The 24,897-nt window shown below is 46.1% G+C and carries 19 protein-coding genes and 9 tRNA genes; 26 read left to right on the top strand and 2 right to left on the bottom strand.

All coding sequences use genetic code 11. From position 1 onward, the window contains the following. Positions 1-151 precede the first annotated feature (151 nt). Together lptF and lptG are read left to right on the top strand one after the other, a co-directional pair. Positions 152-1,258, top strand: a complete 1,107-nt coding sequence (lptF, locus tag CTT30_RS13550) for an LPS export ABC transporter permease LptF (protein ID WP_239838897.1) — start codon at positions 152-154, stop codon at positions 1,256-1,258. A gap of 3 nt (positions 1,259-1,261) precedes the next feature. After that, complete coding sequence (lptG, locus tag CTT30_RS13545) at positions 1,262-2,332, top strand: LPS export ABC transporter permease LptG (protein ID WP_239838898.1); 1,071 nt, start codon at positions 1,262-1,264, stop codon at positions 2,330-2,332. A gap of 70 nt (positions 2,333-2,402) precedes the next feature. Here the strand turns inward: lptG and mutS are convergent, their stop codons facing one another. Further along, positions 2,403-4,967, bottom strand: coding sequence for a DNA mismatch repair protein MutS (gene mutS, locus CTT30_RS13540; protein WP_252035409.1), 2,565 nt, complete (start codon positions 4,965-4,967; stop codon positions 2,403-2,405). Positions 4,968-5,051: 84 nt separating this feature from the next. On the opposite strand from mutS, the gene pncC reads away from it, so the two are divergent. From pncC to luxS, 23 genes are all read left to right on the top strand, one after another. Beyond that, complete coding sequence (pncC, locus tag CTT30_RS13535; protein ID WP_252036650.1) at positions 5,052-5,543, top strand: nicotinamide-nucleotide amidase; 492 nt, start codon at positions 5,052-5,054, stop codon at positions 5,541-5,543. 192 nt (positions 5,544-5,735) lie between these two features. After that, complete coding sequence (recA, locus tag CTT30_RS13530; RefSeq protein WP_031343405.1) at positions 5,736-6,782, top strand: recombinase RecA; 1,047 nt, start codon at positions 5,736-5,738, stop codon at positions 6,780-6,782. Between the two features lie 82 nt (positions 6,783-6,864). Continuing rightward, positions 6,865-7,329 carry a recombination regulator RecX gene (recX, locus tag CTT30_RS13525; RefSeq protein WP_252035408.1) on the top strand — a complete coding sequence of 155 codons (465 nt, stop codon included), beginning with the start codon at positions 6,865-6,867 and terminating at the stop codon, positions 7,327-7,329. A 141-nt stretch (positions 7,330-7,470) separates the two neighbouring features. After that, the gene (gene alaS / locus CTT30_RS13520) at positions 7,471-10,053 is read left to right on the top strand and encodes an alanine--tRNA ligase (RefSeq protein WP_252035407.1); all 2,583 of its coding nucleotides are present in this window, start codon (positions 7,471-7,473) and stop codon (positions 10,051-10,053) included. A gap of 192 nt (positions 10,054-10,245) precedes the next feature. Then, positions 10,246-11,433, top strand: a complete 1,188-nt coding sequence (locus CTT30_RS13515; protein WP_239838902.1) for an aspartate kinase — start codon at positions 10,246-10,248, stop codon at positions 11,431-11,433. A 92-nt stretch (positions 11,434-11,525) separates the two neighbouring features. Then, positions 11,526-11,723: a carbon storage regulator CsrA gene (csrA, locus tag CTT30_RS13510; protein ID WP_229631383.1), complete on the top strand. Its 198-nt coding sequence runs from the start codon at positions 11,526-11,528 to the stop codon at positions 11,721-11,723. A gap of 183 nt (positions 11,724-11,906) precedes the next feature. Beyond that, positions 11,907-11,999 (top strand) — tRNA-Ser (locus CTT30_RS13505). 43 nt (positions 12,000-12,042) lie between these two features. Continuing rightward, a tRNA-Arg gene (locus CTT30_RS13500) sits at positions 12,043-12,119 on the top strand. Positions 12,120-12,143: 24 nt separating this feature from the next. Further along, positions 12,144-12,236 (top strand) — tRNA-Ser (locus CTT30_RS13495). 83 nt (positions 12,237-12,319) lie between these two features. After that, positions 12,320-12,396 (top strand) — tRNA-Arg (locus CTT30_RS13490). Between the two features lie 41 nt (positions 12,397-12,437). Continuing rightward, positions 12,438-12,514, top strand: a tRNA-Arg gene (locus CTT30_RS13485). 51 nt (positions 12,515-12,565) lie between these two features. Further along, positions 12,566-12,642: transfer RNA gene (locus CTT30_RS13480), tRNA-Arg, on the top strand. Positions 12,643-12,683: 41 nt separating this feature from the next. Next, positions 12,684-12,760: transfer RNA gene (locus CTT30_RS13475), tRNA-Arg, on the top strand. Between the two features lie 51 nt (positions 12,761-12,811). Next, positions 12,812-12,888, top strand: a tRNA-Arg gene (locus CTT30_RS13470). 441 nt (positions 12,889-13,329) lie between these two features. Next, entirely contained in the window at positions 13,330-13,587 is a 258-nt protein-coding gene (locus CTT30_RS13465; protein WP_239838903.1) for an oxaloacetate decarboxylase subunit gamma, read from the top strand. A gap of 31 nt (positions 13,588-13,618) precedes the next feature. Then, positions 13,619-15,403 (top strand): sodium-extruding oxaloacetate decarboxylase subunit alpha, encoded by a 1,785-nt coding sequence (gene oadA, locus CTT30_RS13460; RefSeq protein ID WP_252035406.1) that lies wholly within the window; start codon positions 13,619-13,621, stop codon positions 15,401-15,403. A gap of 9 nt (positions 15,404-15,412) precedes the next feature. Further along, positions 15,413-16,543 (top strand): sodium ion-translocating decarboxylase subunit beta, encoded by a 1,131-nt coding sequence (locus CTT30_RS13455; protein ID WP_252035405.1) that lies wholly within the window; start codon positions 15,413-15,415, stop codon positions 16,541-16,543. 112 nt (positions 16,544-16,655) lie between these two features. After that, complete coding sequence (locus CTT30_RS13450; RefSeq protein ID WP_252035404.1) at positions 16,656-17,606, top strand: NADP-dependent oxidoreductase; 951 nt, start codon at positions 16,656-16,658, stop codon at positions 17,604-17,606. After that, on the top strand, positions 17,600-18,061 hold the full coding sequence (locus tag CTT30_RS13445; protein ID WP_252035403.1) for a YqaA family protein: 462 nt from the start codon (positions 17,600-17,602) through the stop codon (positions 18,059-18,061). The genes CTT30_RS13450 and CTT30_RS13445 overlap by 7 nt, the downstream gene beginning before the upstream one ends. 9 nt (positions 18,062-18,070) lie before the next feature. Continuing rightward, positions 18,071-20,929: a M16 family metallopeptidase gene (locus tag CTT30_RS13440; RefSeq protein WP_252035402.1), complete on the top strand. Its 2,859-nt coding sequence runs from the start codon at positions 18,071-18,073 to the stop codon at positions 20,927-20,929. Between the two features lie 104 nt (positions 20,930-21,033). Next, on the top strand, positions 21,034-22,602 hold the full coding sequence (gene gshA, locus CTT30_RS13435; protein ID WP_239876553.1) for a glutamate--cysteine ligase: 1,569 nt from the start codon (positions 21,034-21,036) through the stop codon (positions 22,600-22,602). 40 nt (positions 22,603-22,642) lie between these two features. After that, a complete protein-coding gene (locus tag CTT30_RS13430; protein ID WP_239838916.1) occupies positions 22,643-23,206 on the top strand; it encodes a transglycosylase SLT domain-containing protein in 564 nt (187 codons plus the stop codon). A 22-nt stretch (positions 23,207-23,228) separates the two neighbouring features. Further along, the gene (luxS, locus tag CTT30_RS13425) at positions 23,229-23,747 is read left to right on the top strand and encodes an S-ribosylhomocysteine lyase (protein WP_252035401.1); all 519 of its coding nucleotides are present in this window, start codon (positions 23,229-23,231) and stop codon (positions 23,745-23,747) included. A gap of 45 nt (positions 23,748-23,792) precedes the next feature. Here the strand turns inward: luxS and CTT30_RS13420 are convergent, their stop codons facing one another. Further along, complete coding sequence (locus CTT30_RS13420; protein WP_239870956.1) at positions 23,793-24,269, bottom strand: RDD family protein; 477 nt, start codon at positions 24,267-24,269, stop codon at positions 23,793-23,795. A gap of 189 nt (positions 24,270-24,458) precedes the next feature. Between CTT30_RS13420 and CTT30_RS13415 the strand changes: the two genes are divergently transcribed. Further along, positions 24,459-24,543, top strand: a tRNA-Leu gene (locus CTT30_RS13415). The last annotated feature ends 354 nt before the right edge of the window (positions 24,544-24,897 follow it).

Raw genomic sequence — 24,897 nt, 5'->3', positions numbered from 1 at the left:
AGATAATGGCGTCTTACTTGTTGATTCCTTAATCGGAACTACTTTTAAATAAGCGCGTTAACAGTTAGCCAAAAAATTTAAAAATAAAAGGTTCAACGGGAAATTATAGTGATTCAATTAAAAAAACAAGTTTTGTATAGGTAATTTCAGCGTGATTATTGTTAGATATTTGATCCGCGAGACACTCAAGAGCCAGTTAGCGATATTTTTTATCCTGTTTTTAGTGTTTTTAAGCCAAAAATTGATCAAAGTTTTAGCGGATGCTTCGGATGGGGATATTCCTGCGGGTCTGGTAATGCACTACGTAGGTTTGAGCATGCCGTCAATGGGGCTATTGATGCTGCCATTGAGCCTATTCCTCGGTATTTTGCTTACTTTCGGCCGCCTGTACGCGGAAAGTGAAATAACCGTTATGAATGCAACCGGAATAGGAAATAAATTCCTTATTCGTGCAGCCTTGTATTTGGCCGTTATCACGGGTGTGATTGCCGCAGCTAATGCCTTTGTGTTTTCGCCAATGAGTCAGGAGAAGCTAATTCAGCTACAGGAAGAAGTGGAAGCCGAGAACAGTGTGGACCTTTTACAGAAAGGGCAGTTCCAAGGGACGCCGGATGGCTCTTCTGTGGTCTTTATTGATGATATTGAAGGCAAGCAACTTAAGCATGTATTTGTAGCACAGATGCGCCCACGTGATTCGATTTTGCCGAGCGTTTCCTTTTCGCAGTCCGGTGAAGTGAAAGAGCTGAGTGATGGGCGCCAGGTCATTCGCATGTACGACGGTACGCGTTATGAAGGTGTACCAACGCGCGTTGATTATATGGTAACCGACTTCGACCAATACGAAGGTTTGATTGGTCAGCGTGACGTGAAACCCAAAGGGCGTGACTGGGAAGCGATTCCAACCATGCAGCTTGTTTCTAACCCAGATCCGCGCGCTCAAGCTGAATTGCAATGGCGAATTTCGTTGGTGGTGTGTATCCCACTTCTAACCATGCTGGTTGTACCGCTGTCGGCAGTGAATCCACGTCAAGGACGATTTGCTAAAATGGGTCCAGCGATTCTTATCTACTTGGCGTATTTCCTTTCAATCAGTGCGACTAAATCTGCGTTGGAAGATGGCTCAATCCCTTCCTTTATTGGTATGTGGCCGATCAACGCGGCTTTGTTGTTGACCGCAGTCGGTATTAACTCCATGGACAGCATTCCAATGCGACGCTTTAAAGACAAACTAAGACAAAGAAAAAAGAAGGCAGCATAAGTCGTGTTTAAAATTCTCGATCTTTATATTGGCAGAACCATCATTGCAACCACATCGCTGGTGCTCGCGACCTTTGTTGGCTTGTCTGCGATCATTAAGTATGTGGAGCAGTTACGCAAAGTGGGTCAGGGTAGCTACGACTTACTTCAAGCTTTGTTCTACGTACTGCTGAGTATTCCTCGTGATGTTGAAATGTTTTTCCCCATGGCGGCTTTGCTTGGTGCTTTGATTGGCTTGGGGATGCTTGCTTCGAGTTCTGAACTGGTGGTCATGCAGGCGGCGGGCTACTCGAAATTGGATATCGGATTGTCGGTATTGAAGACAGCTGTGCCTTTGATGGTGTTAGTGACGTTACTTGGCCAGTGGGGGGCGCCCCAAGCTCAGAAGATGGCGCGTGACCTGCGTGCTTTTACCACATCTGGTGGGGCGATTATGTCGGTGAGAACCGGTGTCTGGGCACGTGATGCGAACGATTTTATTTTTCTTGGTAAAGTTGAGGACGATAAACTTTATGGCTTGAATATGTGGCGTTTCAACAATGATAAACAGTTGGAAAGTGTCGTGCATGCAGCGGAAGTGGATTATTTGTCCGATAACACTTGGGTAATGAAAGACGTTCAGTTAACGGAGATGTTGGATGAAGTGGAAATCTCCAAAACCAATTTGCCTGAGTATCGTTGGACGACCTCTTTAGCGCCTGACAAATTGGCGGTAGTGACGGTCAAGCCCGAAGAGCTATCACTGAGCGGTTTATATGATTATGTTACTTACCTCAAGGCTTCTGAGCAGGACGCCTCTCGTTATGAGTTGGCCTTGTGGCGCAAAGTCACTCAGCCATTCTCTATTGCGGTAATGATGTTGATGGCGCTGTCGTTCATCTTTGGCCCACTGCGCAGTGTAACAATGGGGGCACGTATTCTATCTGGTGTGGTAGCCGGTTTTACTTTCTATATTTCCAGTGAATTCTTTGGCCCACTCAGTTTGGTTTATAGCATTCCACCAGTCTTTGGTGCTGTGATGCCAAGCATCGTCTTTTTATCAGTGGCATTGATGCTACTGCGCAGAAAGCTCTAAACAGAAATTTATGCGCTGAGAAACCAAACGGCAGCTCCTCTATAAGTGAAGAGCTGCCGTTTTGTTTTTACTACATTAATTTTTTCAGCCGATAAAGAGCTTCCAATGCCTGTCTAGGAGTGAGGTCGTCAGGGTCGATGCCTGATAGCGCCTCTTCCACTTCGCTTGGCTCTGGAATCAGGCTCAGTTGATTAGCAATGTCTACTGCGCTGCTGGTGGTATTGCTATTGTCGCCATGGCTAAGCTGTTCAAGCTGAGTCAGTTTCGCTCGAGCATTTTTGATCACGCTTTTTGGCACGCCAGCGAGCCCAGCAACGGCGAGACCATAAGACTTACTGGCAGCCCCTTCCTGAACAGCGTGCATAAAGGCAATGGTATCGCCATGCTCAACCGCGTCTAGATGGACGTTAGCCAAATTCGGTATTTGGTTCGGTAGCTCGGTCAACTCAAAATAGTGGGTGGCAAATAAGGTCATGGAGCCGAGCTCTTTTGCCAACCACTCTGCACTTGCCCAAGCCAGTGATAAACCATCATAAGTACTGGTGCCTCGACCAATCTCATCCATTAAAACTAAGCTGTTTGCTGTGGCGTTGTGAAGAATATTCGCGGTTTCGGTCATCTCAACCATGAACGTTGAGCGGCCTGATGCAAGATCATCTGAGGCGCCGATGCGAGTAAAAATGCGATCAATAGAACCAATATGGGCTGATTCTGCCGGTACGTAGGAGCCAATATGAGCCATCAGTGCAATCAGCGCGGTTTGACGCATGTAGGTCGATTTACCGCCCATGTTTGGGCCAGTAATGATCAGCATCTTACGTTGTGGATTAAGCTCAATAGGGTTAGCAATGAACGGTTCTTCAAGGACTTGTTCAACCACGGGATGTCGGCCTGCTTGAATGTGGATACCAGCTTGCTGACTGAGTACAGGGCGGCAGTAATCTAGGCTATCGGCACGTTCGGCTAAGTTTTGCAGCACGTCAATTTGGGCAATCGCTGAAGCCAAATTCTGCAGCTTTTCTAGATGGGGCATTAAAAGGTCAAACAGTTCTTCCCACAACTGTTTCTCAAGCGCCAATGCCTTCGATTTGGAGTTAAGCACCTTATCTTCATGTTCTTTCAGCTCAGGAATGATGTAACGCTCTGCATTTTTCAGCGTTTGACGGCGAACATAATGTGGTGGCACCAAGTGGCTTTGTCCTCGGCTGACTTGGATGAAGAAGCCATGTACGTTGTTATAACCAACTTTGAGCGTATCTATGCTATGACGTTCACGCTCTTCCTGTTCCATTTTTTCCAGATACTCAGTCGCACCGTCGGCTAATTTTCGCCATTCGTCGAGCTCAGCATTATACCCTTCAGCGATGACACCGCCATCTCGGATCACCACGGGTGGGTTTTCTTTGATAGCACGTTCGAGAAGTTCACAGACTTCCTCTTGTGGAGCGGCATACTGGCCGAGTTTAACCAGATATGGATGTACTAGCGTTGCCATAGACTCAGATAATTCAGGCAGTTGTTGCATTGCATGACGTAAACGTGCCATATCACGCGGGCGGGCACTGCGCAAAGCAAGACGCGCCAAGATACGTTCGATGTCTCCGATCTGTTTGAGTACGGGGTGTAAGTCAGCAAACAGAGTCAACTCTTTCAACTCACTGATCGCGTCTAGGCGGTGATTGAGGGTGTTGATGTCGCGCATTGGCTGGTGAAGCCAACGTTTTAACATACGGCTACCCATTGGTGTGGCAGTGTGGTCAAGCACTTCAGCAAGTGTGTTATCAGTTCCGCCTGCGAGGTTCTGAGTAATTTCGAGATTGCGACGAGTCGCGGCATCAAGAATGACAGAATGATCCTGACGATCGTAAGTGAGAGAGCGAATATGCGGCAAAGCGGTACGTTGTGTGTCTTTAACATACTGAATCAAACAGCCCGCAGCGCAGAGCCCGAGCTTCGCTTGTTCTACGCCGAAACCGACAAGATCACGAGTACCAAACTGTTGATTCAACTGCTGCTTAGCGGTATCCAACTCAAACTCCCAAACGGGACGACGGCGATTACCGTTGCGAGCGGCCATCAGTTCGACGGGTTCGAAATCTTCTGGAAATAATAGCTCTCTCGGTGAGGTCCGCTGGAGCTCTGCGGCCATCGCTTCCTCAGTCTCGGGTTCCATAAGCTGAAAGCGCCCTGACGTGACATCCAGTGTGGCGTACCCGAATTTACCATCGTGGTGGTAGATAGCGGCAATAAGATTGTCGATACGTTCCGAGAGGAGGGCTTCATCGGTGACGGTTCCCGGTGTCACTATACGAACAACTTTGCGTTCTACTGGGCCTTTGCTGGTCGCGGGATCACCAATTTGTTCGCAGATCGCAACTGATTCACCTAGCTGAACAAGCTTAGCCAAATATCCTTCCACGGCATGAAACGGGACGCCGGCCATTGGTATCGGCTCACCAGCAGAAGCGCCGCGTTTTGTTAGTGAGATATCCAGCAACTGGGATGCGCGTTTAGCATCGTCATAAAAAAGCTCATAGAAATCCCCCATTCGGTAGAACAGCAATATATCTGGGTTCTCAGCCTTAAGCTTGAGGTATTGCTGCATCATGGGCGTATGTTTTTGTTCAGCTTTCACGGTTCAGATCTTTTGTTTATTTCTATTGCGGCTTAGGATACGTGAATCACGGATTGGCGAAAAGTCACAATGAGAGTTTTAGATATGGCGGCGTTGCACAAACTGTCTCAAAAATTAGGCGAATGCCTGAAACAGCATAATTTAATTCTGTCCACTGCAGAGTCTTGCACTGGCGGTGGTGTCTCTGCCGCAATTACCGATATTGCTGGCAGCTCGGCTTGGTTTGACCGTGCATTTATTACGTACAGTAATGAAGCGAAAATGGAAATGCTCGGTGTTAAAGATTCGACACTGGTTGATCATGGTGCGGTGAGTGAAGAAACTGTTATTGAAATGGTGCAAGGTGCGATCAAGCATTCAAAGGCGAATATTGGCGTATCCATCAGCGGTATTGCAGGACCGGATGGTGGAAGTGTCGAAAAACCTGTAGGTACAGTGTGTTTTGCTTGGGCTAAGGAAACTGGATGGCTGAAAGCGGCGACATACAGCTTTGATGGCAACCGGAGTGAAGTTCGCAGGCAAGCGGTCGAAGTTGCGCTAAAGGTACTGTATGAAGAAGTAAGTCAGCGTGAGTAATCGGAGAGATTTAAAATAAAAACTTTTAGAAATTAAATAGATATGATCTATATCTAAAAAAATTGTCTGCAGCTATGGACACTGTATGAATCAACAGTATAATGATTTTCATTGATTGCTCAGGATGGTTCCAGAGCAGAACAGAAGAATTCAAAGATCATCAATGTATTGATGAACAAATCGGAGAAAGTGATGGACGATAACAAACAGAAAGCGCTCGCCGCTGCGCTCGGTCAGATTGAAAAGCAATTCGGTAAAGGCTCTATTATGCGCCTTGGTGACAACCGCGCTATGGATGTCGAAACCATCTCTACAGGCTCACTTTCTCTCGACATCGCACTTGGTGCTGGTGGTCTGCCAATGGGGCGTATCGTTGAAGTATATGGCCCTGAATCTTCAGGTAAAACAACGTTAACCCTTGAGTTGATTGCAGCAGCACAACGTGAGGGTAAAACTTGTGCCTTTATCGATGCCGAGCACGCTTTGGATCCTGTCTACGCTAAGAAACTGGGTGTAGATATTGATGCCCTACTGGTTTCTCAGCCAGATACGGGTGAACAAGCGCTTGAGATCTGTGATGCATTAGCTCGATCTGGCGCTATCGATGTTATGGTCGTTGACTCAGTTGCGGCTCTAACACCTAAAGCTGAAATTGAAGGGGAAATGGGCGACAGCCACATGGGTCTTCAAGCTCGTATGCTTTCCCAAGCTATGCGTAAGTTAACGGGTAACCTGAAACAGTCAAACTGTATGTGTATTTTCATCAACCAAATCCGTATGAAGATTGGTGTGATGTTTGGTAACCCTGAAACCACAACGGGTGGTAATGCGCTAAAATTCTACGCTTCTGTTCGTCTTGATATTCGCCGCACAGGGTCTATCAAGGAAGGTGACGAAGTGGTGGGTAACGAAACTCGTATTAAAGTGGTTAAGAACAAGATCGCGGCGCCGTTCAAACAAGCAGAAACTCAGATTATGTACGGCGCAGGCTTTAACCGTGAAGGTGAGTTGATTGACTTAGGTGTGAAGAATAAGCTAGTTGAAAAAGCTGGCGCTTGGTATAGCTACAATGGTGATAAAATTGGCCAAGGTAAAGCCAATGCATGTAAGTACTTACGTGAAAACCCAGCTGCCGCTCAGCAAATTGACACCAAATTACGCGAGCTCTTACTGACTCCAGCAGAAATCCAACCAGATGACGCTGAGTTAGGTGAAATGCCAGAGCAAGAAGAGCTATAAAGTTATCTGGTTACTAAATTTAAAGCCCTGCAACAGCAGGGCTTTGTTGTATTTGGTGTGATGGAATAATCAATTACTTATTATGTTTCAACGTAAGCCTCCCACTTTATCCAGTAAAGAAATGGCGATTTACCTTCTTAGTCGGCGTGATCACGGAGAATATGAGCTGTATCAGAAGCTCGCAATGAAGGGGTACGATGACGATGCGATTCAAGAAGCTGTCAATTTTTGTTTAGATCATAACTATCTTGATGATCTGCGTTTCGCAAAAAGCCAGATAAGGCAACATGTCTATAAAGGGTACGGAGAGCGTCGAATTCGCCAAGAGCTTAAACAAAAACGAGTACCTGATTCAGTTATTGATCAAGCAATGGAAGAAGAGCCACAAGATTGGTTCGAGTTAGCAAAAAATGCAGCGGAGAAGAAATTCAAAGGAATCCACGCTAAGGACCAAAAAGAGTACGCCAAACAGGTGCGTTTTCTTCAATACCGGGGGTATAGTTTTGAACAAATTAGCTATGCTCTGATCTCTGATAACGAGGACTGATATTAAGTAACCGCGCGATTTATAGATTTACGTTGCATTAACACATCATTCCGTTCTTTTCTGCGAGAAAACTAGTCGAAGCGTTAACCATGATCTACAATAGCGCAAAATTCTAACTCGACTATTTTCAGGAAGAGCTGCATGTACATGAGCACTGATGAGGTTCGTAACGCGTTCCTCAAGTTTTTTGAGAGCAAAGGACACCAAATCGTAGACAGTTCATCGTTGGTTCCACATAACGATCCAACCCTGCTATTCACAAACGCAGGTATGAATCAATTCAAAGATTGCTTCTTAGGCGCTGAAAAGCGTGCCTACACACGAGCAACGACAGCTCAGCGTTGTGTACGTGCAGGTGGTAAACACAATGATCTTGAAAATGTTGGTTTTACAGCCCGCCATCATACGTTTTTCGAAATGTTGGGTAATTTCAGCTTCGGTGATTATTTCAAAGAAGATGCAATTGCCTTTGCATGGGAATTCCTAACCGAAACACTTCAGCTGCCGAAAGATCGTTTACTGGTTACCGTGTACGAAACTGATGACGAGGCATTTGACATCTGGAACAAGAAAGTTGGTGTGCCAGCTGATCGTATCGTCCGTATCGGTGATAAAGAAGGCGGTAAACAGTACGAGTCAGATAACTTCTGGACTATGGGTGACACAGGTCCTTGTGGTCCATGTACGGAGATCTTCTACGATCACGGTGAACATATTTGGGGTGGACGCCCAGGTACACCTGAAGAAGACGGTGACCGTTTCATCGAAATCTGGAACAACGTTTTCATGCAGTTTAACCGTCATGCAGATGGTACGATGGAGCCGCTACCTAAGCCTGCTGTTGATACCGGTATGGGTATTGAGCGTATTTCTGCAATCATGCAAGGCGTGCACTCAAACTACGAAATCGACGTTTTCCAACAGCTAATCAAAGCGGCAGCAGAAACGATCGGCTACGAAGACCTATCTAATCAATCACTACGCGTTATTGCAGACCACATACGTTCATGTTCATTCTTGATCGTTGATGGTGTGATGCCTTCAAACGAAGGTCGTGGTTACGTGCTACGTCGTATCATTCGTCGTGCTGTTCGTCATGGTAACAAGCTGGGGGCGAAGGGAGTATTCTTCCACAAACTGGTTGGTGTTCTTGCTGAAGTCATGGGTACTGCGGGCGAAGAGCTTAAAAAGCAACAAGCGGTTGTAGAAAAAGTGCTGAGAATTGAGGAAGAAAACTTTGGTCGTACCCTAGAGCGTGGCATGGCTATCCTCAATGAGGCTCTGGATAACCTAGAGGGTAAGGTTCTTGATGGGGAAACCGTATTTAAGCTTTATGATACCTATGGCTTCCCGGCAGACTTAACCAACGATGTTGCGCGCGAGCGTGATTTTGCGATCGATGAAGAAGGTTTCGAGAAAGCGATGGAAGCGCAGCGCCAACGAGCTCGTGAAGCTGGTCAATTTGGTACTGATTACAACGCAACGATCAAAACGGAAGAGCAAACCGAGTTCTGCGGCTACACAGGTACGGAAGGTAAGAGCAATGTTGCTGAAATCTTTGTTGAAGGTGAAGCAACGAGCTCTTTATCAGCTGGTGATAAAGCGATCATCATCCTTGGTGAAACACCATTCTACGCAGAATCAGGCGGCCAGTGTGGTGACGTTGGTATTCTAAAAACTGAATCTGGCCTGTTCCAAGTAGAAGATACTCAGAAGCTAGGTAATGCCATTGCACACCACGGTGTTCTAGCGGAGGGTGTGCTAGCGAAAGGTGATGAAGTTGAAGCCGTTGTTGATGCTGAACGTCGCGCTGCTATCTCTTTGAACCATTCAGCAACGCACTTGCTGCATTCCGCTCTGCGCAAAGTTCTAGGCGAGCATGTTACGCAGAAGGGCTCTCTAGTTAAGCCTGAGAACTTACGTTTTGACTTCTCTCATCTAGAAGCGGTAACCCCTGCAGAGCTAAAAGAAGTCGAGCGTCTGGTCAACGCGCAAATTCGTCGTAACCACAACATCGAAACCAATATCATGGACATTGAGTCTGCTAAGCAGAAGGGCGCAATGGCTCTATTCGGTGAGAAGTACGACGACGAAGTGCGTGTCTTGTCTATGGGAGATTTCTCTACTGAACTTTGTGGTGGCATCCACGCAGAGAACACCGGCGACATCGGTCTATTCAAGATAACATCTGAAGGTGGTATCGCCGCAGGTATCCGTCGTATCGAAGCTGTCACTGGTGAAGCGGCTCTAGATGCTATCGAAGAGCAACAAGCGAAGTACGAAGAAAAATTGGCAGAGTCAGTATTAAAAGCGAAAGCGTTAGAAAAAGAGATCCAGAAGCTGAAAGACAAGATGGCTGCGGCAGAAAGCGCAAACATCATGGGGAAAGCTCAGGAAATCAACGGTGTTAAGGTACTTATCGCGGCGATGGAAGGGGCTGATCCAAAGAACCTTCGTACTATGGTTGACGACATCAAGAACCAGATGGGGAGTGGTGTTGTTATGCTGGCGAACGTCAATAGTGAGAAGATCGGTCTTATCGCGGGCGTGACTAAGGATCTCATCGGTAAAGTAAAAGCTGGTGATCTTGTTAAGATGGTTGCTGAGCAAGTTGGTGGTAAAGGTGGTGGTCGTCCTGATATGGCTCAGGCGGGGGGGACCGACGTTGCCGCGCTTCCTGATGCAATTAAGTCAGTCCAGCCATGGCTTGAAGAACGCCTTTAAAAGCTAATTTAATATTTTTACGCTCAATCAATAGTTTGATTGGGCGTAATTTTTTTCTATTGACCAAGTGGTTTAATGGCGCAGTTGTTGTGTGCTATTCAGCGACTTGGTTTTTGTTATTACTGCTGCAGACAATATTCAACTAATTGAAAGCAGCCTAATGAGACTTTGGTCTTGGGAAGGTGAAGACTGGTGAAAAAGCCCCTTATCGTGCAAAAGTTTGGTGGAACCTCTGTAGGTTCAATTGAAAGAATCCACAGAGCCGCCAAGCACATCATTAAGGCGAAAAATGATGGTAATCAAGTTGTTGTAGTCGTGTCAGCAATGTCTGGAGAGACAAACCGACTTATGGATTTGGCAAAGCAAGTAGACAGCGTGCCAACAGCCCGAGAACTTGATGTTTTGCTTTCTGCTGGTGAGCAGGTGTCGATGGCACTGCTGGCAATGACTCTGAATAAATTAGGTTATGCCGCACGCTCACTTACCGGAGCACAGGCGAATATTGTGACGGACAATCAACACAATGACGCGACGATTAAAGACATTAATACATCAACAATTGAACAGCTCCTAGCACAAGACAACATAGTGATAATTGCAGGGTTTCAAGGTATTAATGAGAATGGGGACATCACGACTTTAGGCCGAGGTGGCTCGGACACCAGTGCTGTCACACTGGCAGGGGCTTTACAGGCCGAAGAGTGCCAGATCTACACTGATGTTGATGGGATATACACTTGTGATCCTCGCACAGTGGCTAATGCTAAAAAGCTGGATGTGATTGATTTTCCTTCGATGGAGGAAATGGCACGTAAAGGCGCAAAAGTACTCCACCTACCGTCGGTTCAGTATGCTTGGCAACACAATGTTCCGCTTCGCGTGCTTTCCACCTTTGATAATAACCAAGGCAGTCTTGTGAAAGGTCATGAATGCCAGAAGGCTATCTGTGGTGTGGCTATCCAGCGTGAGATGCTAATGATCAAGGTCGACCGAGATACATTTTGTAGCTTTGAGAAGCAATGTCAGATGTTGGGAGTGACGATTTGGAATGTGATCGACCATGCAGAATGGGTAGGTGTGGTGATAAAACACGATGCTTATGCAAAACTGGATCTGGTTTTCGGTGACAAAATCCGTAATAGTGAAGACGTTAGCCTACTTACTGTCGTGGGCGTTCAGGTCGAAGGATTGGTTGAACCGTCTTATGCCTTGCTGTCAGAGCAGGGGATGGGTGTGTTGCACTATGCAGTGAATCCGCGGTCGTTGGTGCTGGTATTGAAACCGGAATACGTCGACAAAGCTGCGAACATACTGCATGATGCTTACATCACTTCTGCAGAGGCTCTCGGTAGCCAGCAAAAACATGCCTTTTTAGGTTAATTTGGTTCGAGAATAGAGTTTACGAAAATATAACTTTTGTTGGATAATGGCCTCGTAGCAAGAAAAATCAGAGATTACTCAAGGAGCACAGAATGCTAATTTTAACTCGCCGCGTTGGCGAAACTCTAATGATCGGTGACGAAGTCACAGTCACAGTACTGGGTGTTAAAGGCAACCAGGTACGTATTGGTGTTAATGCACCAAAAGAGGTGTCTGTTCACCGCGAAGAAATCTACATGCGCATTCAAGCAGAAAAAGGTAATGGTAACCCTGCATCAGGCAACTACTAATTACACGAAAAGGCTGACATTATGTCAGCCTTTTTTGTATTATCACTCGGCACATTTATAGTAAAAAGAGCGAATTAGTATCGCTTTGATTAAATAGCCAACGGTTGGTTAACTTTTTGCTGATTTTACCAAGAAAATGTTTGACATATTTTCGGTAAATCGTAATATGTGCCTCCGCAAGACGGTGAGGTGGCCGAGAGGCTGAAGGCGCTCCCCTGCTAAGGGAGTATGCGGTTTGTAGCCGCATCGAGGGTTCGAATCCCTCCCTCACCGCCATTCTTGCACTGCTCCTCGGAGCTTGCTTTAAAACAAGCATTGCGCGCTCGTAGCTCAGCTGGATAGAGTACCTGGCTACGAACCAGGCGGTCGAAGGTTCGAATCCTTCCGAGCGCGCCATATTTCCTTACCAGGGAATAAAACGGTGAGGTGGCCGAGAGGCTGAAGGCGCTCCCCTGCTAAGGGAGTATGCGGTTTGTAGCCGCATCGAGGGTTCGAATCCCTCCCTCACCGCCATTAATTGGCCTATGGTCAATTTTTTTGTTTTAAAGAAAAGTTAGTGTGATATACTTCACAACTCTCTTTTGAGAGAACATTGCGCGCTCGTAGCTCAGCTGGATAGAGTACCTGGCTACGAACCAGGCGGTCGAAGGTTCGAATCCTTCCGAGCGCGCCACTATTTCGTTTAGTAAGCTGCAAGCTTGTTGAACATTTCGTGCGTCCTTAGCTCAGCTGGATAGAGTACCTGGCTACGAACCAGGCGGTCGGAGGTTCGAATCCTCCAGGACGCGCCACTCTTTAAGGTCATTAGACCTGATATTGATTTTATCGATATCAAACATTGCGCGCTCGTAGCTCAGCTGGATAGAGTACCTGGCTACGAACCAGGCGGTCGAAGGTTCGAATCCTTCCGAGCGCGCCACTATTTCGTTTAATAAGCTGCAAGCTTGTTGAACATTCCGTGCGTCCTTAGCTCAGCTGGATAGAGTACCTGGCTACGAACCAGGCGGTCGGAGGTTCGAATCCTCCAGGACGCGCCACTCTTTAAGGTCATAAGACCTGATATTGACTTTAACGATATCAAACATTGCGCGCTCGTAGCTCAGCTGGATAGAGTACCTGGCTACGAACCAGGCGGTCGAAGGTTCGAATCCTTCCGAGCGCGCCATTTATTAGAGCCCTGCTAGAAATAGCGGGGCTTTTTATTAACATTTTATTATCAATATATTAACTTTATTTTTACAAGTTGATGTTTTCTAAGAGCTTTTTTGAGAAACATTATCCCTATCGCAGTAATCGTCCGATTTATCTAATAACTTCATAAAATCAGCAGTTATTTATCCTTATATCGTCTCATATTGCAGATTTATGTGATTTTTATGACGCAATCATCCCTAGAAATGTGCAATATCATCAAGACTGCTTTAAACAAAATTGACAAAGTTTAACCAATCGAGATAATCCTAGACCTCTTATCAGGATATTTGACTACTTTTCCTGAAAGAAAACGTCAGCACAGAACTGACGTCAAAAAGGGCATTTAGGACACGAAGTCCCAATAATTAAATGGCCAATATCTTGTCAGGATGACAAAGAAAGGATGCTTAAAATGGAAAATGTTGGAAGCCTGCTAGTAGATGCTGCGACCCTGATGCTTACAGGGATGGCCGTAGTATTTATATTCCTAACTATTCTCGTCTATCTCGTTCGGTTAATGTCTAAGCTGGTGCCAGAAGAAGTGCCAGAGCCGATCGCTACACCGAAACAAAATAATAAAATTCAACCAACCTCTTCTGCTATTAGCCCCAAGGTCGTTGCTGCGATTGCCGCAGCTGTGCATCAACATCGCACGTCAACCGCTAAGTAGCACTTAAATGGATTAAAAGGAGTTAATGAGCATGTCTAAACCACTAGCTTTAACCGACGTGGTGCTTCGTGACGCCCATCAGTCGCTGTTTGCAACGCGTATGCGTCTTGAAGATATGTTACCTATCGCAGCGGAGCTCGATAAAGTGGGGTACTGGTCTTTAGAAACCTGGGGCGGTGCCACTTTTGATGCATGCATCCGCTTTCTAGGAGAAGACCCATGGGAGCGCTTGCGTGAGCTTAAAAAAGCGATGCCCAATACACCAATGCAAATGCTGCTTCGTGGCCAAAACCTGCTAGGTTACCGCCACTACGCAGATGATGTGGTTGAAAAATTTGTTGAGCGTGCACACGCCAATGGTATGGATGTGTTCCGCATTTTTGATGCAATGAACGATGTGCGCAATTTCCAGAAAGCGGTCAAGGCAGCAGTCGATGTTGGTGCTCACGCACAAGGTACGCTTTCTTATACTACTAGCCCGGTTCACAATACCGACACTTGGGTTGATCTGGCGAAGCGTCTTGAAGATCTTGGTTGCCACTCTTTATGCATTAAAGATATGTCAGGTTTGCTTAAGCCATATGAAGCCGAAGAGCTGATCACTCGAATTAAGTCTTCTACCGATATTCCTTTAGCACTTCACTGTCACGCAACGACTGGCTTATCTACTGCGACAGCAGTCAAAGCAGTCGAAGCTGGAGTCGATATTCTTGATACTGCTATTTCCTCAATGAGTTGCACTTACGGTCACACTCCGACGGAGACTGTGGTGGCTATGTTGCAAGGTACAGAGCGTGATACCAACCTTAAGTTAGACCAGATCGAACCAATAGCGGCATACTTCCGTGAAGTGCGTAAGAAGTACGCCAAATTTGAAGGTCAATTGAAAGGAGTTGATTCACGTATTCTGATTGCTCAAGTGCCGGGAGGTATGCTGACCAATATGGAAGGTCAGCTGAAAGAGCAGGGTGCAGCGGATCGTATTGATGAAGTATTGCAAGAGATCCCTCGTGTCCGCAAAGATCTGGGCTACATCCCACTTGTAACGCCCACATCGCAGATTGTTGGTACACAAGCCGTGATTAATGTACTTACGGGTGAGCGCTATAAGAGCATCACCAAAGAAACGGCTGGTGTTCTTAAAGGGGAATACGGTGAAGCTCCGGCTGCAGTGAACGCGGAACTACAGACAAAAGTGCTGGATGGTGATGAAGCGATTACCTGCCGTCCTGCGGATCTTCTTGAAGCGGAAATGGATACTCTGACTGACGATTTACTCGCAAAAGCAAAACAGGAGGGGATTTCTCTCGCTGAAGACACCGTGGATGATGTACTGACTTACGCATTATTCCCCCAGGTTGGTCTTAAGTTCCTTAAGAACCGCAGAAACCCTGATGCATTCGAGCCTGCTCCATGGTTAGAAGAGTCCTCTGTTTCTGCGCCTGTCGCGCAACCCGCTCAAGGTAGTATTGAGACATACAGTGTTAAAGTGGATGGTCAGGTTTATGATGTCGAAGTTGGTCCGCAAGGTCAGCTAACATCTGTAGCGCCTACTAGTTCGGCTGCTCAGCCAACAGCAGCTCCGGTTGCGTCCTCGGGGAGTTCAGAAACTGTTCCTGCTCCTTTGGCTGGGAACATTTTTAAAGTGAATGTTCAAACTGGTGCTCAGGTTGAAGAAGGTGAAGTTCTTCTGATCCTCGAAGCGATGAAAATGGAAACGGAAGTCCGTGCTGCCCGAAGTGGCACTGTGCAAGATCTTCACGTCAAAGAAGGTGATGCAGTGATGGTCGGTGCACCACTGCTGAGTCTGGCATAAGGGAGTATCATGGACGGATTAATGACCCTATGGTCAGAAACAGGGATTGCTAACTTTGAATTTGGCCAGATCTGCATGATTCTAGTTGGCTGTATTTTGTTGTTTTTGGCTATACGTAAAGGCTTTGAGCCCTTGCTGCTTTTGCCGATTGGTTTTGGTGCCATATTGGCCAATATTCCAAATGCTGGTTTTACCGACGAAGGTGGTCTACTGTACTACGTCTACTATGTGGGGATTGAATCGGGTATCTTCCCGTTGCTTATCTTCATGGGCGTTGGGGCGATGACCGACTTTGGCGCATTGATTGCTAACCCGAAAACCTTGTGGTTAGGTGCTGCAGCACAATTTGGTATCTTTGCTACCTTGTTTGGCGCAATTTTGCTTAATTACGTACCGGGTATGGAATTCAGCATGCCTGATGCTGCTTCGATTGCCATTATTGGGGGCGCTGATGGACCAACCGCGATTTTCCTTGCCAGTCAACTGTCCCCTGATTTGTTGGGGGCCATAGCGGTAGCAGCATACAGCTATATGGCATTGGTACCCATCATTCAGCCACCAATCATGAAAGCGCTGACAACACCCGAGGAACGTAAGGTTAAGATGGCTCAGCTACGCCATGTCGGCAAAGCTGAAAAAATTCTCTTCCCACTTGCCGTGTTGTTGATGACGATCTTGTTCCTACCTTCCGCAACCCCGCTGGTTGGTATGTTCTGTCTCGGTAACTTGATGCGCGAAGCTGGGGTGGTGGATAGATTGTCGAAAACAGCGCAGAACGAGTTGATCAATATTGTCACCATCTTCCTTGGTTTAGGCGTTGGCTCCAAGCTTCAGGCTGATGAGTTCCTCAATGTTGAGACCTTGGGCATTCTTGCCTTAGGTGCCGTTGCCTTCAGTATTGGTACAGCTGGCGGTGTCTTAATGGCTAAACTGCTGAACAAGTTCTCCAAAGAAGATATTAACCCACTGATCGGTGCAGCTGGAGTATCTGCGGTACCGATGGCGGCGCGTGTAGTGAATAAGGTTGGCTTGGAGGCTAACCCACAAAACTTTCTCCTGATGCATGCTATGGGGCCGAACGTGGCAGGCGTTTTAGGCTCCGCAGTGGCGGCAGGTATTCTCCTTGCGTTGGTGAATTAACGTAAGTTATGAGTCAAATTGAGAATAGGCAGTTAACTTACTAGCAATAAATAGTATATATTCAAAGGGATGCTTTCGCATCCCTTTTTCGTATCGATAGGGAAATGATGAAATGGAAAATAAACAAATCGCGATAACCCAATTTGGTGATCCTGAAGTCTTAACCATTCAAACCAACGCTGTGCCTGAACCCCAACAAGGTGAGGTGTTGATTAAGGTCGCTTTTGCTGGCGTTAACCCTATCGATGTTAAAACGCGTGCTGGCCTTGGGTGGGCGGCTTCACAGAACAAAGACAATCTACCGTGGGTGCCTGGCTATGATGTTTCAGGTGAAGTTGTGGGTTGTGGGGAACAGGCAGAACGATTTACTGCTGGTGATAAAGTGGCTGGCTTTATTGGCTTCCCACTCCAAGGCGGCGGTTACAGTCAGTACGTATGTGTGCCGGAAGCCGAACTTAGCTTAGTGCCTGAGTCGATCACTCTAGAAGCTGCGGCGGTGCTGCCTCTTGCTGGGCAAACTGCGGTTCAAGCTTTAGATAAAGCGAGTGTTCAAGAAGGGCAGAGAGTCTTGATTCTTGCTGGTGCAGGTGGTGTTGGTCATATTGCTATTCAGGTGGCGGTTGCCGCGAAAGCAGAAGTATTCACCACTTGTAGCGAAGCAAACCTTGATTACATGGCGACGTTAGGTGCTCACGCCGTGAACTACCAATTCTCTCCTGTTTCCGAACGTGTTGAGGAAGCAGACGTACTGATTGATTTAGTGGGTGGTGATGCTGCACTGGATGCGCTCAAGTGTCTGAAAGATGGTGCTAAAGTGGTTACTGTACCGACTATTACAGCAGAGCTGATCTGTGAAAAAGCCAAATTACTTGGTTTTGAAGCGACCGGCATGCTAGTTGATCCGAACCCTGAGCAGTTAGATGCGTTGATTTATATGGTCAGTGTCGGGCTGCTTAAGACAGAGATCCAGCATATCTACCCAATGGATCAGGTGATGGACGCGCATAAACAGATTGAAACAGGGCATACGCGAGGCAAGATCTTGCTTGATATGCAATGCTAGAGGCGTTTAACGCCGCGTTTGAAAGTATCGCTCTGTGGTTTTCTGATTCTGCACTCTGGGTTTTGTTTCTTTCTGGTTTCCTGAGTGCAACGCTACTACCTGGGGGTTCAGAAGCTGGACTGATCGCTACTCTGAGCCTCAATCAATTTTCTACTCTTTCTATTATCGCTGTGGCTACTGTGGGTAATACTCTCGGTGGTTTAACTAACTACTGGCTGGGTTTGTGGCTACCAAATCGAACTCAAGACGAAAAACATGGTCATAAAGCACTACAGTGGTTGGGGCAATATGGTTACTGGTCCCTTTTGTTTAGTTGGTTGCCCGTGATTGGTGACCCGCTTTGTCTGGCTGCAGGTTGGTTACGTATGCGTTTCTGGCCTTGTTTGTGGTTGATCATGGTGGGTAAAGCCATACGATATTGCCTGTTAGCCGCTCTTTACTATGGTTTTTTCTGAGGAGATATCATGAGAAAAATCTGGCTAGGTGCCTTTTCTCTCGTTGCTCTTTATGGTTGTGCCAACAATCCATTATCGTCTGGTTCTCATCTGTCTTCACTCCCACAAGGAGTTTCTCTAATTGAAGACGTTCAGGCACAGCCTGGTAAGGCTATGATTCCTTACACTAAATATCAGCTTGCGAACGGCTTGACCGTTATTCTTTCTCCCGATGATTCTGATCCTTTGGTCCATGTTGATGTTACTTACCATGTTGGGTCTGCTCGCGAAGAGATTGGTAAATCGGGTTTTGCCCACTTTTTCGAACATATGATGTTTCAAGGCAGCGAACATGTCGGTGATCAAGAACACTTTAAGATCATTACTGAAGCTGGGGGAACGCTTAACGGTACGACCAACCGCGATCGGACTAACTACTTCGAAACTGTGCCGTCTAATCAGCTAGAGAAAATGCTGTGGTTAGAATCCGATCGTATGGGTTTTTTGCTAGATGCAGTGTCACAGCGTAAGTTTGAGATCCAGCGAGATACAGTTAAAAATGAACGGGCTCAGAATTATGATAATCGCCCATATGGTCTGATGTGGGAAAAAATGGGTGAAGCGCTTTACCCTGAGGGACATCCTTATTCTTGGCAAACGATCGGCTATGTTGAAGACTTAGATCGTGTTGATGTGAATGATCTCAAAGCTTTCTTCTTGCGTTGGTATGGACCGAATAATGCGGTACTCACCATCGGTGGGGATATTAATGTTGAACAGACGCTGCACTGGGTTAATAAGTATTTCGGTTCTATTCCTGAAGGGCCAGAAGTCAAGCAGGCACCAAAGCAACCTGCTGTTCTCAATGAAGATAAATACATTACGTTGGAAGACCGTATCCAACAACCTATGGTTTTGGTGGGTTGGCCGACGACATATCGTGGAGAAAAGACAGAAGCTTCACTGAATGCATTGGCTAATGTATTAGGTAAAGGGGCAAATAGTCTGCTTTATCAAGACCTCGTTAAAACGCAAAAAGCGGTGGACGCCGGTGCATTCCAAGATTGCTCTGAATTGGCGTGTAATTTCTACGTTTATGCCATGGCTCCATCAGGTGAGAAAGGCAAACTGAAACCGCTGTATGATGAGTTGATGCAGACATTAGAGAAGTTTGAAGAGCGAGGTGTAGATCAAACTCGCTTGGATCAGATCACCGGTATGGCCGAAGCCAATGCGGTATTTGCGTTACAGAGTGTGAAAGGAAAAGTGACTCAACTCGCATCAAACCAGACTTTCTTCGGCCAGCCGGATCGTTTGCAAACTCAGCTCGAGCAGATTCGTGCGGTCTCACCAGAGTCGGTTATGAAGGCTTATCAGGATTATGTGAACGGTCACCATAAAGTTACGTTGAGTGTCGTTCCGAAAGGCAAGCTAGATTATGTGGTTACACCCGCTACATTCATCACTCCAGAACGTACCTTGCCAGAATACACCAAGATCAAGGAGCAAGACCTCGCCTATCGTCGTCCAGTGGATGACTTTGACCGTTCAGTAATGCCAGAAGTTGCTGAAGCAGTGAAAGCCCAGATGCCTAAGTTGTACAAGCTGTATTTTGATAATGGCGCAGAGCTGCTAGGTACGGAAAGCAGGGAAACCCCAACGGTTCAACTGGAAATTCGTTTCCCAGCCGGTGAGCGGTATGTTCAGCCGGGTAAGGAAGGCTTAGCGAATTTGACTGCTGCTATGATGGAAGAGGGGACGTTAGATTCCACGGTTGAACAGCTGCAAGCGAGGCTGGATAAACTAGGCAGTACGGTCTCCATTAATGCTGCAAACTACACGACCAGTATCTCCGTTTCCAGCCTAGAGAAAAATCTAGCTCAAACACTGGCCATTGTGGAAGAAGTGTTATTTAAACCGGCGTTTAATGAATCTGACTTTGAGCGTAATAAACAACAGATGCTTGAGGGTATTGTTTATCAGCATCAGAAGCCGAGCTGGTTGGCTTCTCAAGCAACCAGACAAGTACTGTTCTCTGGTTCTATCTACCAGCGTCCTAATGATGGAACGAAAGAGTCGGTGGCTGCGTTGACTTTGGATGATGTTAAAGCATTTTATCGTCAGCATTACACTCCACATGGCGCGCAAATTGTTGTGGTTGGTGATATTTCCAAACGTCAGGTTAAAAAACAACTCGCCTTCTTGGAAAATTGGCAAGGTGAAGAAGCACCTTTACTTCGCCCACAGTTGGTTGAGCAAACCAATGCACAAAAAATTTACCTAGTAGATAAGCCAGGGGCACCACAAAGTATTGTTCGCTTTGTCCGTCAGGGGCTGCCTTTTGATGCAACAGGTGAAGTTTATCTAACTCAGCTTGCTAACTTTAATTTGGCTGGAAACTTCAATAGCCGAATCAATCAGAACCTACGTGAAGATAAAGGCTATACCTATGGTGCAAGTGGTTACTTTGCTGCTAACAGAGAAGTGGGAGCAATTGTCTTCTCGGCTCAGGTTCGGGCTGACTCTACTCTCGAGTCAATTAAAGAGTTTGAAAAAGAGTTGGAGCAATACAGCAAACAGGGTATGACTGACGAAGAAATGAAATTTTTACGTTTAGCAGTTGGTCAACAAGATGCTCTGAAGTATGAAACACCTTCACAGAAAGCACAGCTGTTAAGTAGTATTCTGGCTTATAGCTTGGACGAAGATTATCTCAAGCAACGTAATGAGATTGTGGATACGGTCAGTAAAGACACTTTGAACCGAATGGCAGCTAAGTGGTTTACTCCTGATGCCTATCAGATCATTGTTGTTGGTGACGCAAAATTGCTGAAGCCTCAGCTAGAAAGTTTGCAAATCCCGCTAGAAGAGCTTGAAATCGTTCGTTAGAGTACACATAAATTAGAGCATGAGAGAGGGATGGGAGCAGTCTCACCCTCTGATAATTCAAACGGCCCAGAAGTATTTGGGTCAGGACATAAGCGAACCTCATTTTGACTGATTTTGCTGCGCGACTGGAGCGAGTTGCACTAAACCCGAAAATATTTCAATCCTTTGGCCGTGGTGTAGAGAGAGAAACACTGCGTTATCAAAAGGATGGTAGGTTAGCGACAACGCCTCACCCCCAAGCGCTGGGCTCGGCATACGCGAATGATTGGATCACGACTGATTTTTCTGAGTCTTTGTTGGAGTTCATTACTCCAGTATCCAGTGACATAAAAACATTGACTGCGCAGCTTGAGGATATTCATCACTTTACCCAGACGAAGCTGGGCGAAGAGAAAATGTGGCCACTGTCTATGCCATGTTATGTCAGTCAGGAGGACGACATCAATCTTGCCCAATACGGAAGCTCCAACTCTGGCAAGATGAAAACGTTATACCGTGAAGGGCTAAAGCGTCGCTATGGAAGCCTGATGCAAATTATTTCCGGCGTGCATTTCAACTTCTCATTTCCTGAATCTTTCTGGGATGCGTTGTATGGAGAACAGCCTGAAGCCGAGCGCCAGCAAACAAAATCTGACGCTTATTTTGGGCTGATTCGTAATTACTACCGTTTTGGCTGGCTGATTCCTTACTTTTTTGGAGCGTCACCAGCACTATGCTCTTCCTTTGTTCAGGGGCGAGAAACAACTTTGCCTTTTGAGAACATCGGAGAAACGCTATTTCTACCACATGCAACTTCCCTACGCATGAGTGACTTAGGTTATACCAACAGTGCGCAAAGTGTATTGAGGATTGGTTTCAATAGCCTAGATGAGTATTTAGACGGGCTCAACGCGGCAATTCGAACACCATCTGCTGAGTTTGCTGAGATTGGCGTTAAAGTAGAAGGTGAATATCGACAGCTAAACAGTAATGTGCTTCAGATTGAAAATGAACTGTATGCACCGATTCGCCCTAAGCGTGTTGCTAAAGGTGGTGAGAAGCCTTCGGAAGCCTTATCGCGTGGTGGTGTTGAATATATTGAAGTGCGTTCACTTGATGTGAACCCTTACAGTGCCATTGGTATTGATGAGGAGCAGATTCGTTTCTTAGATTTGTTTCTTACTTGGGCGGCGATAACGGAATCCGAACCGATGGATTTCTGTGAACAAGCATGCTGGCGTGAAAACTGGAATAAAGTCATTGAAGCGGGGCGTAAACCTGGCTTAGAACTGCAAATCGGTTGTAAAGGTGAAGTATTGTCATTACAGGATTGGGCTCTACGAGTATTTGACGAGATTCTCCTCATTGCAGAAAAAATGGATGCTGCAGTAGGAGGAGAAGCCTATCAGTCGGTATGCCATAAACTGTTGACTTGGATACATAATCCAGAATTGACCATTTCTGGTCAACTGTTGGCGGATACCAAACGTCTGGGAGGGTTAGGCAAAGTCGGTTGTGATTTTGGTCAGCAATACCGTGAGCAACATTTGAGTCATGTATTCCAAGTGTACAGTGCTCAAGTGATGGAGCAGGAAGTAGAACGTTCACGTATAGCCCAAGTAAACGCGGAACAAGCGGATACGCTAAGTTTTGATGACTTTTTAGATGATTACTTCACCTATTTGAAGGTATAGGAAAACATTGAAAAGGGCTTTTCTGCTATCGAGTATTGTGATGTTAGGTGGCTGCGCGACGGCTCCACCTAAAAGTCAAAGCAATGCATGTGATATCTTCCGTGAATATCAGGACTGGTATGATGCCGCTGTTGAGATGGAAGAAGAATGGGGAACTCCTATTCAAATTGCGATGGCATTTGTCAAGCAGGAAAGCAGCTTTCGACATGACGCTAGGCCCCCGAAAGATTACCTACTTGGTATTATACCTTGGGGAAGGGTCAGCAGTGCTTATGGCTATGCTCAGGCACAAGATCCTGCTTGGGAAGATTTTCAAAAAGCGACAGGTCATGGTGGTTCTAGGACGAACTTTGATGATTCAATGATGTTCATCGGCTGGTATACCAGTGAAACCCAGAAGCAATTAGGGATCTCTAAGTGGGATCCTTATAATCAGTATTTGGCCTATCATGAAGGACGTAGTGGTTATAAGCGAAAATCTTATCAATCAAAACCTGCATTGGTAAAAGTTGCTCGCAAAGTCGAGAAGCAGGCAAAGGATTATGGTTGGCAACTCAAACAGTGCCGACAAGAATTGGAAAGTAACCGGAGTTGGTTTTTCTAACCCGGGGCGAAGGAGAAGGACAATGCCATTATTAGATAGCTTTACTGTGGATCACACTCGTATGAATGCACCAGCGGTGCGTGTAGCGAAGACGATGACCACTCCGAAAGGGGATACCATAACAGTGTTTGATTTACGCTTTACCGCGCCTAACAAAGACATACTTTCGGAGAAAGGCATTCATACGCTTGAGCATTTATATGCGGGCTTTATGCGTAACCACCTGAATGGTAATAATGTTGAGATTATCGATATTTCCCCTATGGGTTGCCGTACAGGGTTTTATATGAGTCTGATTGGTACACCTTCAGAAGATCAGGTAGCTCAGTCGTGGTTATCCGCTATGCAAGACGTGCTCAAGGTCGAAAGTCAGAACAAAATCCCCGAGCTGAACGAATACCAATGTGGTACAGCAGCGATGCACTCTCTAGAGGAAGCAAAGCAAATTGCGCAGACAATTATCGATGCGGGAATTAAAGTTAATAAGAACGATGAGTTGGCACTACCAGAGTCGATGCTAAAAGAGTTGAAAGTAGACTAGTCGTTACATTGGAATAGAAGAGGAAGGCGGCTGCCTTCCTCTTCTTTATTGAACTTTAGGTAAAACAACAACCTGTGTCTTAGCCCAAATGTCATGAAAACCACGTTTTTGCGGATCGATGGGGACAGTCAAATTGGCTAAACCAAATCCTGAAGTAGCAATGCGAATAAGAGCCTGCGTGACAGAAATGGCGCTGCCATCGGCGTTACGAACTTGTATTTTCCAAGCTCTCATCCCAAGAGTTTGTCCTGCCCGAGTCCAGAAGAAAACAAAGAAATAAATCCAGACAACCGCTAGGTAGAGAGTATAAGTCGGTCCCCATATCGGATGATTAGTAAGAAAGTCGCTTACATCTGTATAAGGAGCGACATGAAAGGCGCCCATAGCGACTAAGGCGTGTAAAACGGCAATAACAATGCCTGCTGCCATCATTTCAATCGCAATGACGATTAAACTATCGTAAAACAATGCGCCAAGGCGACGCATTAGACCTGCTGGTGGCAGGGTGTCTGTTGTCGACATATTAACTTACCCAAATTTAATAAGGCGTCAGAATATAGCTTCACCGTTAGTCTGAAAAGAGACTTTGCGCACAGCTTAATAATTTGTGGTGATTTTATCAGCAAACGGCAATCAATTCAGTCTTTTGCACTTGCACGAATACTTTGCTTACGTATAATGCCAACCATCAAAGGGCAACAACCCAAAGATGCCGGTGTGGTGAAATTGGTATACACGACGGATTCAAAATCCGTTGCCTTCGGGCGTGGCGGTTCAAGTCCGCCCACCGGTACCATAATTCATATGACAAAGCCTCGACGAAAGTCGGGGCTTTGTTGTATCTGGCACAATCAAAACCTTACCTCAGTTTTTCTTTCTTGTTATCGACACTTTTCTCTCCCAATAGACAATCTTTATCCACCCTGAAATTTTGTCCATGGTGCATCTATGGTTCATCACATGTCGATTCTGTGCTCAAGGGAATCCTAGTAAATCCAACAAATGCAAACTTCTGTAATCTCACAAGTCAGTATTACCAAGGGCTGTAGAGTCAGAGAACCATGGTACGACCATGGTGATTTTACGGTGCTATGCAGTTTTGGCTTGGCTGTTATGTGGTTCCTGATCGTTTTGATGGATAGTAGAAAAG

The organism is Vibrio coralliilyticus (assembly GCF_024449095.1).
GTDB lineage: Bacteria > Pseudomonadota > Gammaproteobacteria > Enterobacterales > Vibrionaceae > Vibrio > Vibrio coralliilyticus_A.
The sequence above is the reverse complement of the archived record's forward strand: the minus strand, read 5'-3'. Positions and strand labels throughout refer to the sequence as shown.

Bases quoted from the DNA above. Each gene is read 5' to 3' on its own strand.
- pncC (WP_252036650.1), top strand. From the start codon at position 5,052: ATGGCGGCGTTGCACAAACTGTCTCAAAAATTAGGCGAATGCCTGAAA.
- recA (WP_031343405.1), top strand. From the start codon at position 5,736: ATGGACGATAACAAACAGAAAGCGCTCGCCGCTGCGCTCGGTCAGATT.
- recX (WP_252035408.1), top strand. From the start codon at position 6,865: ATGTTTCAACGTAAGCCTCCCACTTTATCCAGTAAAGAAATGGCGATT.
- alaS (WP_252035407.1), top strand. From the start codon at position 7,471: ATGTACATGAGCACTGATGAGGTTCGTAACGCGTTCCTCAAGTTTTTT.
- csrA (WP_229631383.1), top strand. From the start codon at position 11,526: ATGCTAATTTTAACTCGCCGCGTTGGCGAAACTCTAATGATCGGTGAC.
- CTT30_RS13465 (WP_239838903.1), top strand. From the start codon at position 13,330: ATGGAAAATGTTGGAAGCCTGCTAGTAGATGCTGCGACCCTGATGCTT.
- oadA (WP_252035406.1), top strand. From the start codon at position 13,619: ATGTCTAAACCACTAGCTTTAACCGACGTGGTGCTTCGTGACGCCCAT.
- CTT30_RS13455 (WP_252035405.1), top strand. From the start codon at position 15,413: ATGGACGGATTAATGACCCTATGGTCAGAAACAGGGATTGCTAACTTT.
- CTT30_RS13450 (WP_252035404.1), top strand. From the start codon at position 16,656: ATGGAAAATAAACAAATCGCGATAACCCAATTTGGTGATCCTGAAGTC.
- CTT30_RS13445 (WP_252035403.1), top strand. From the start codon at position 17,600: ATGCTAGAGGCGTTTAACGCCGCGTTTGAAAGTATCGCTCTGTGGTTT.
- CTT30_RS13440 (WP_252035402.1), top strand. From the start codon at position 18,071: ATGAGAAAAATCTGGCTAGGTGCCTTTTCTCTCGTTGCTCTTTATGGT.
- CTT30_RS13430 (WP_239838916.1), top strand. From the start codon at position 22,643: ATGTTAGGTGGCTGCGCGACGGCTCCACCTAAAAGTCAAAGCAATGCA.
- luxS (WP_252035401.1), top strand. From the start codon at position 23,229: ATGCCATTATTAGATAGCTTTACTGTGGATCACACTCGTATGAATGCA.
- CTT30_RS13420 (WP_239870956.1), bottom strand. From the start codon at position 24,269: ATGTCGACAACAGACACCCTGCCACCAGCAGGTCTAATGCGTCGCCTT.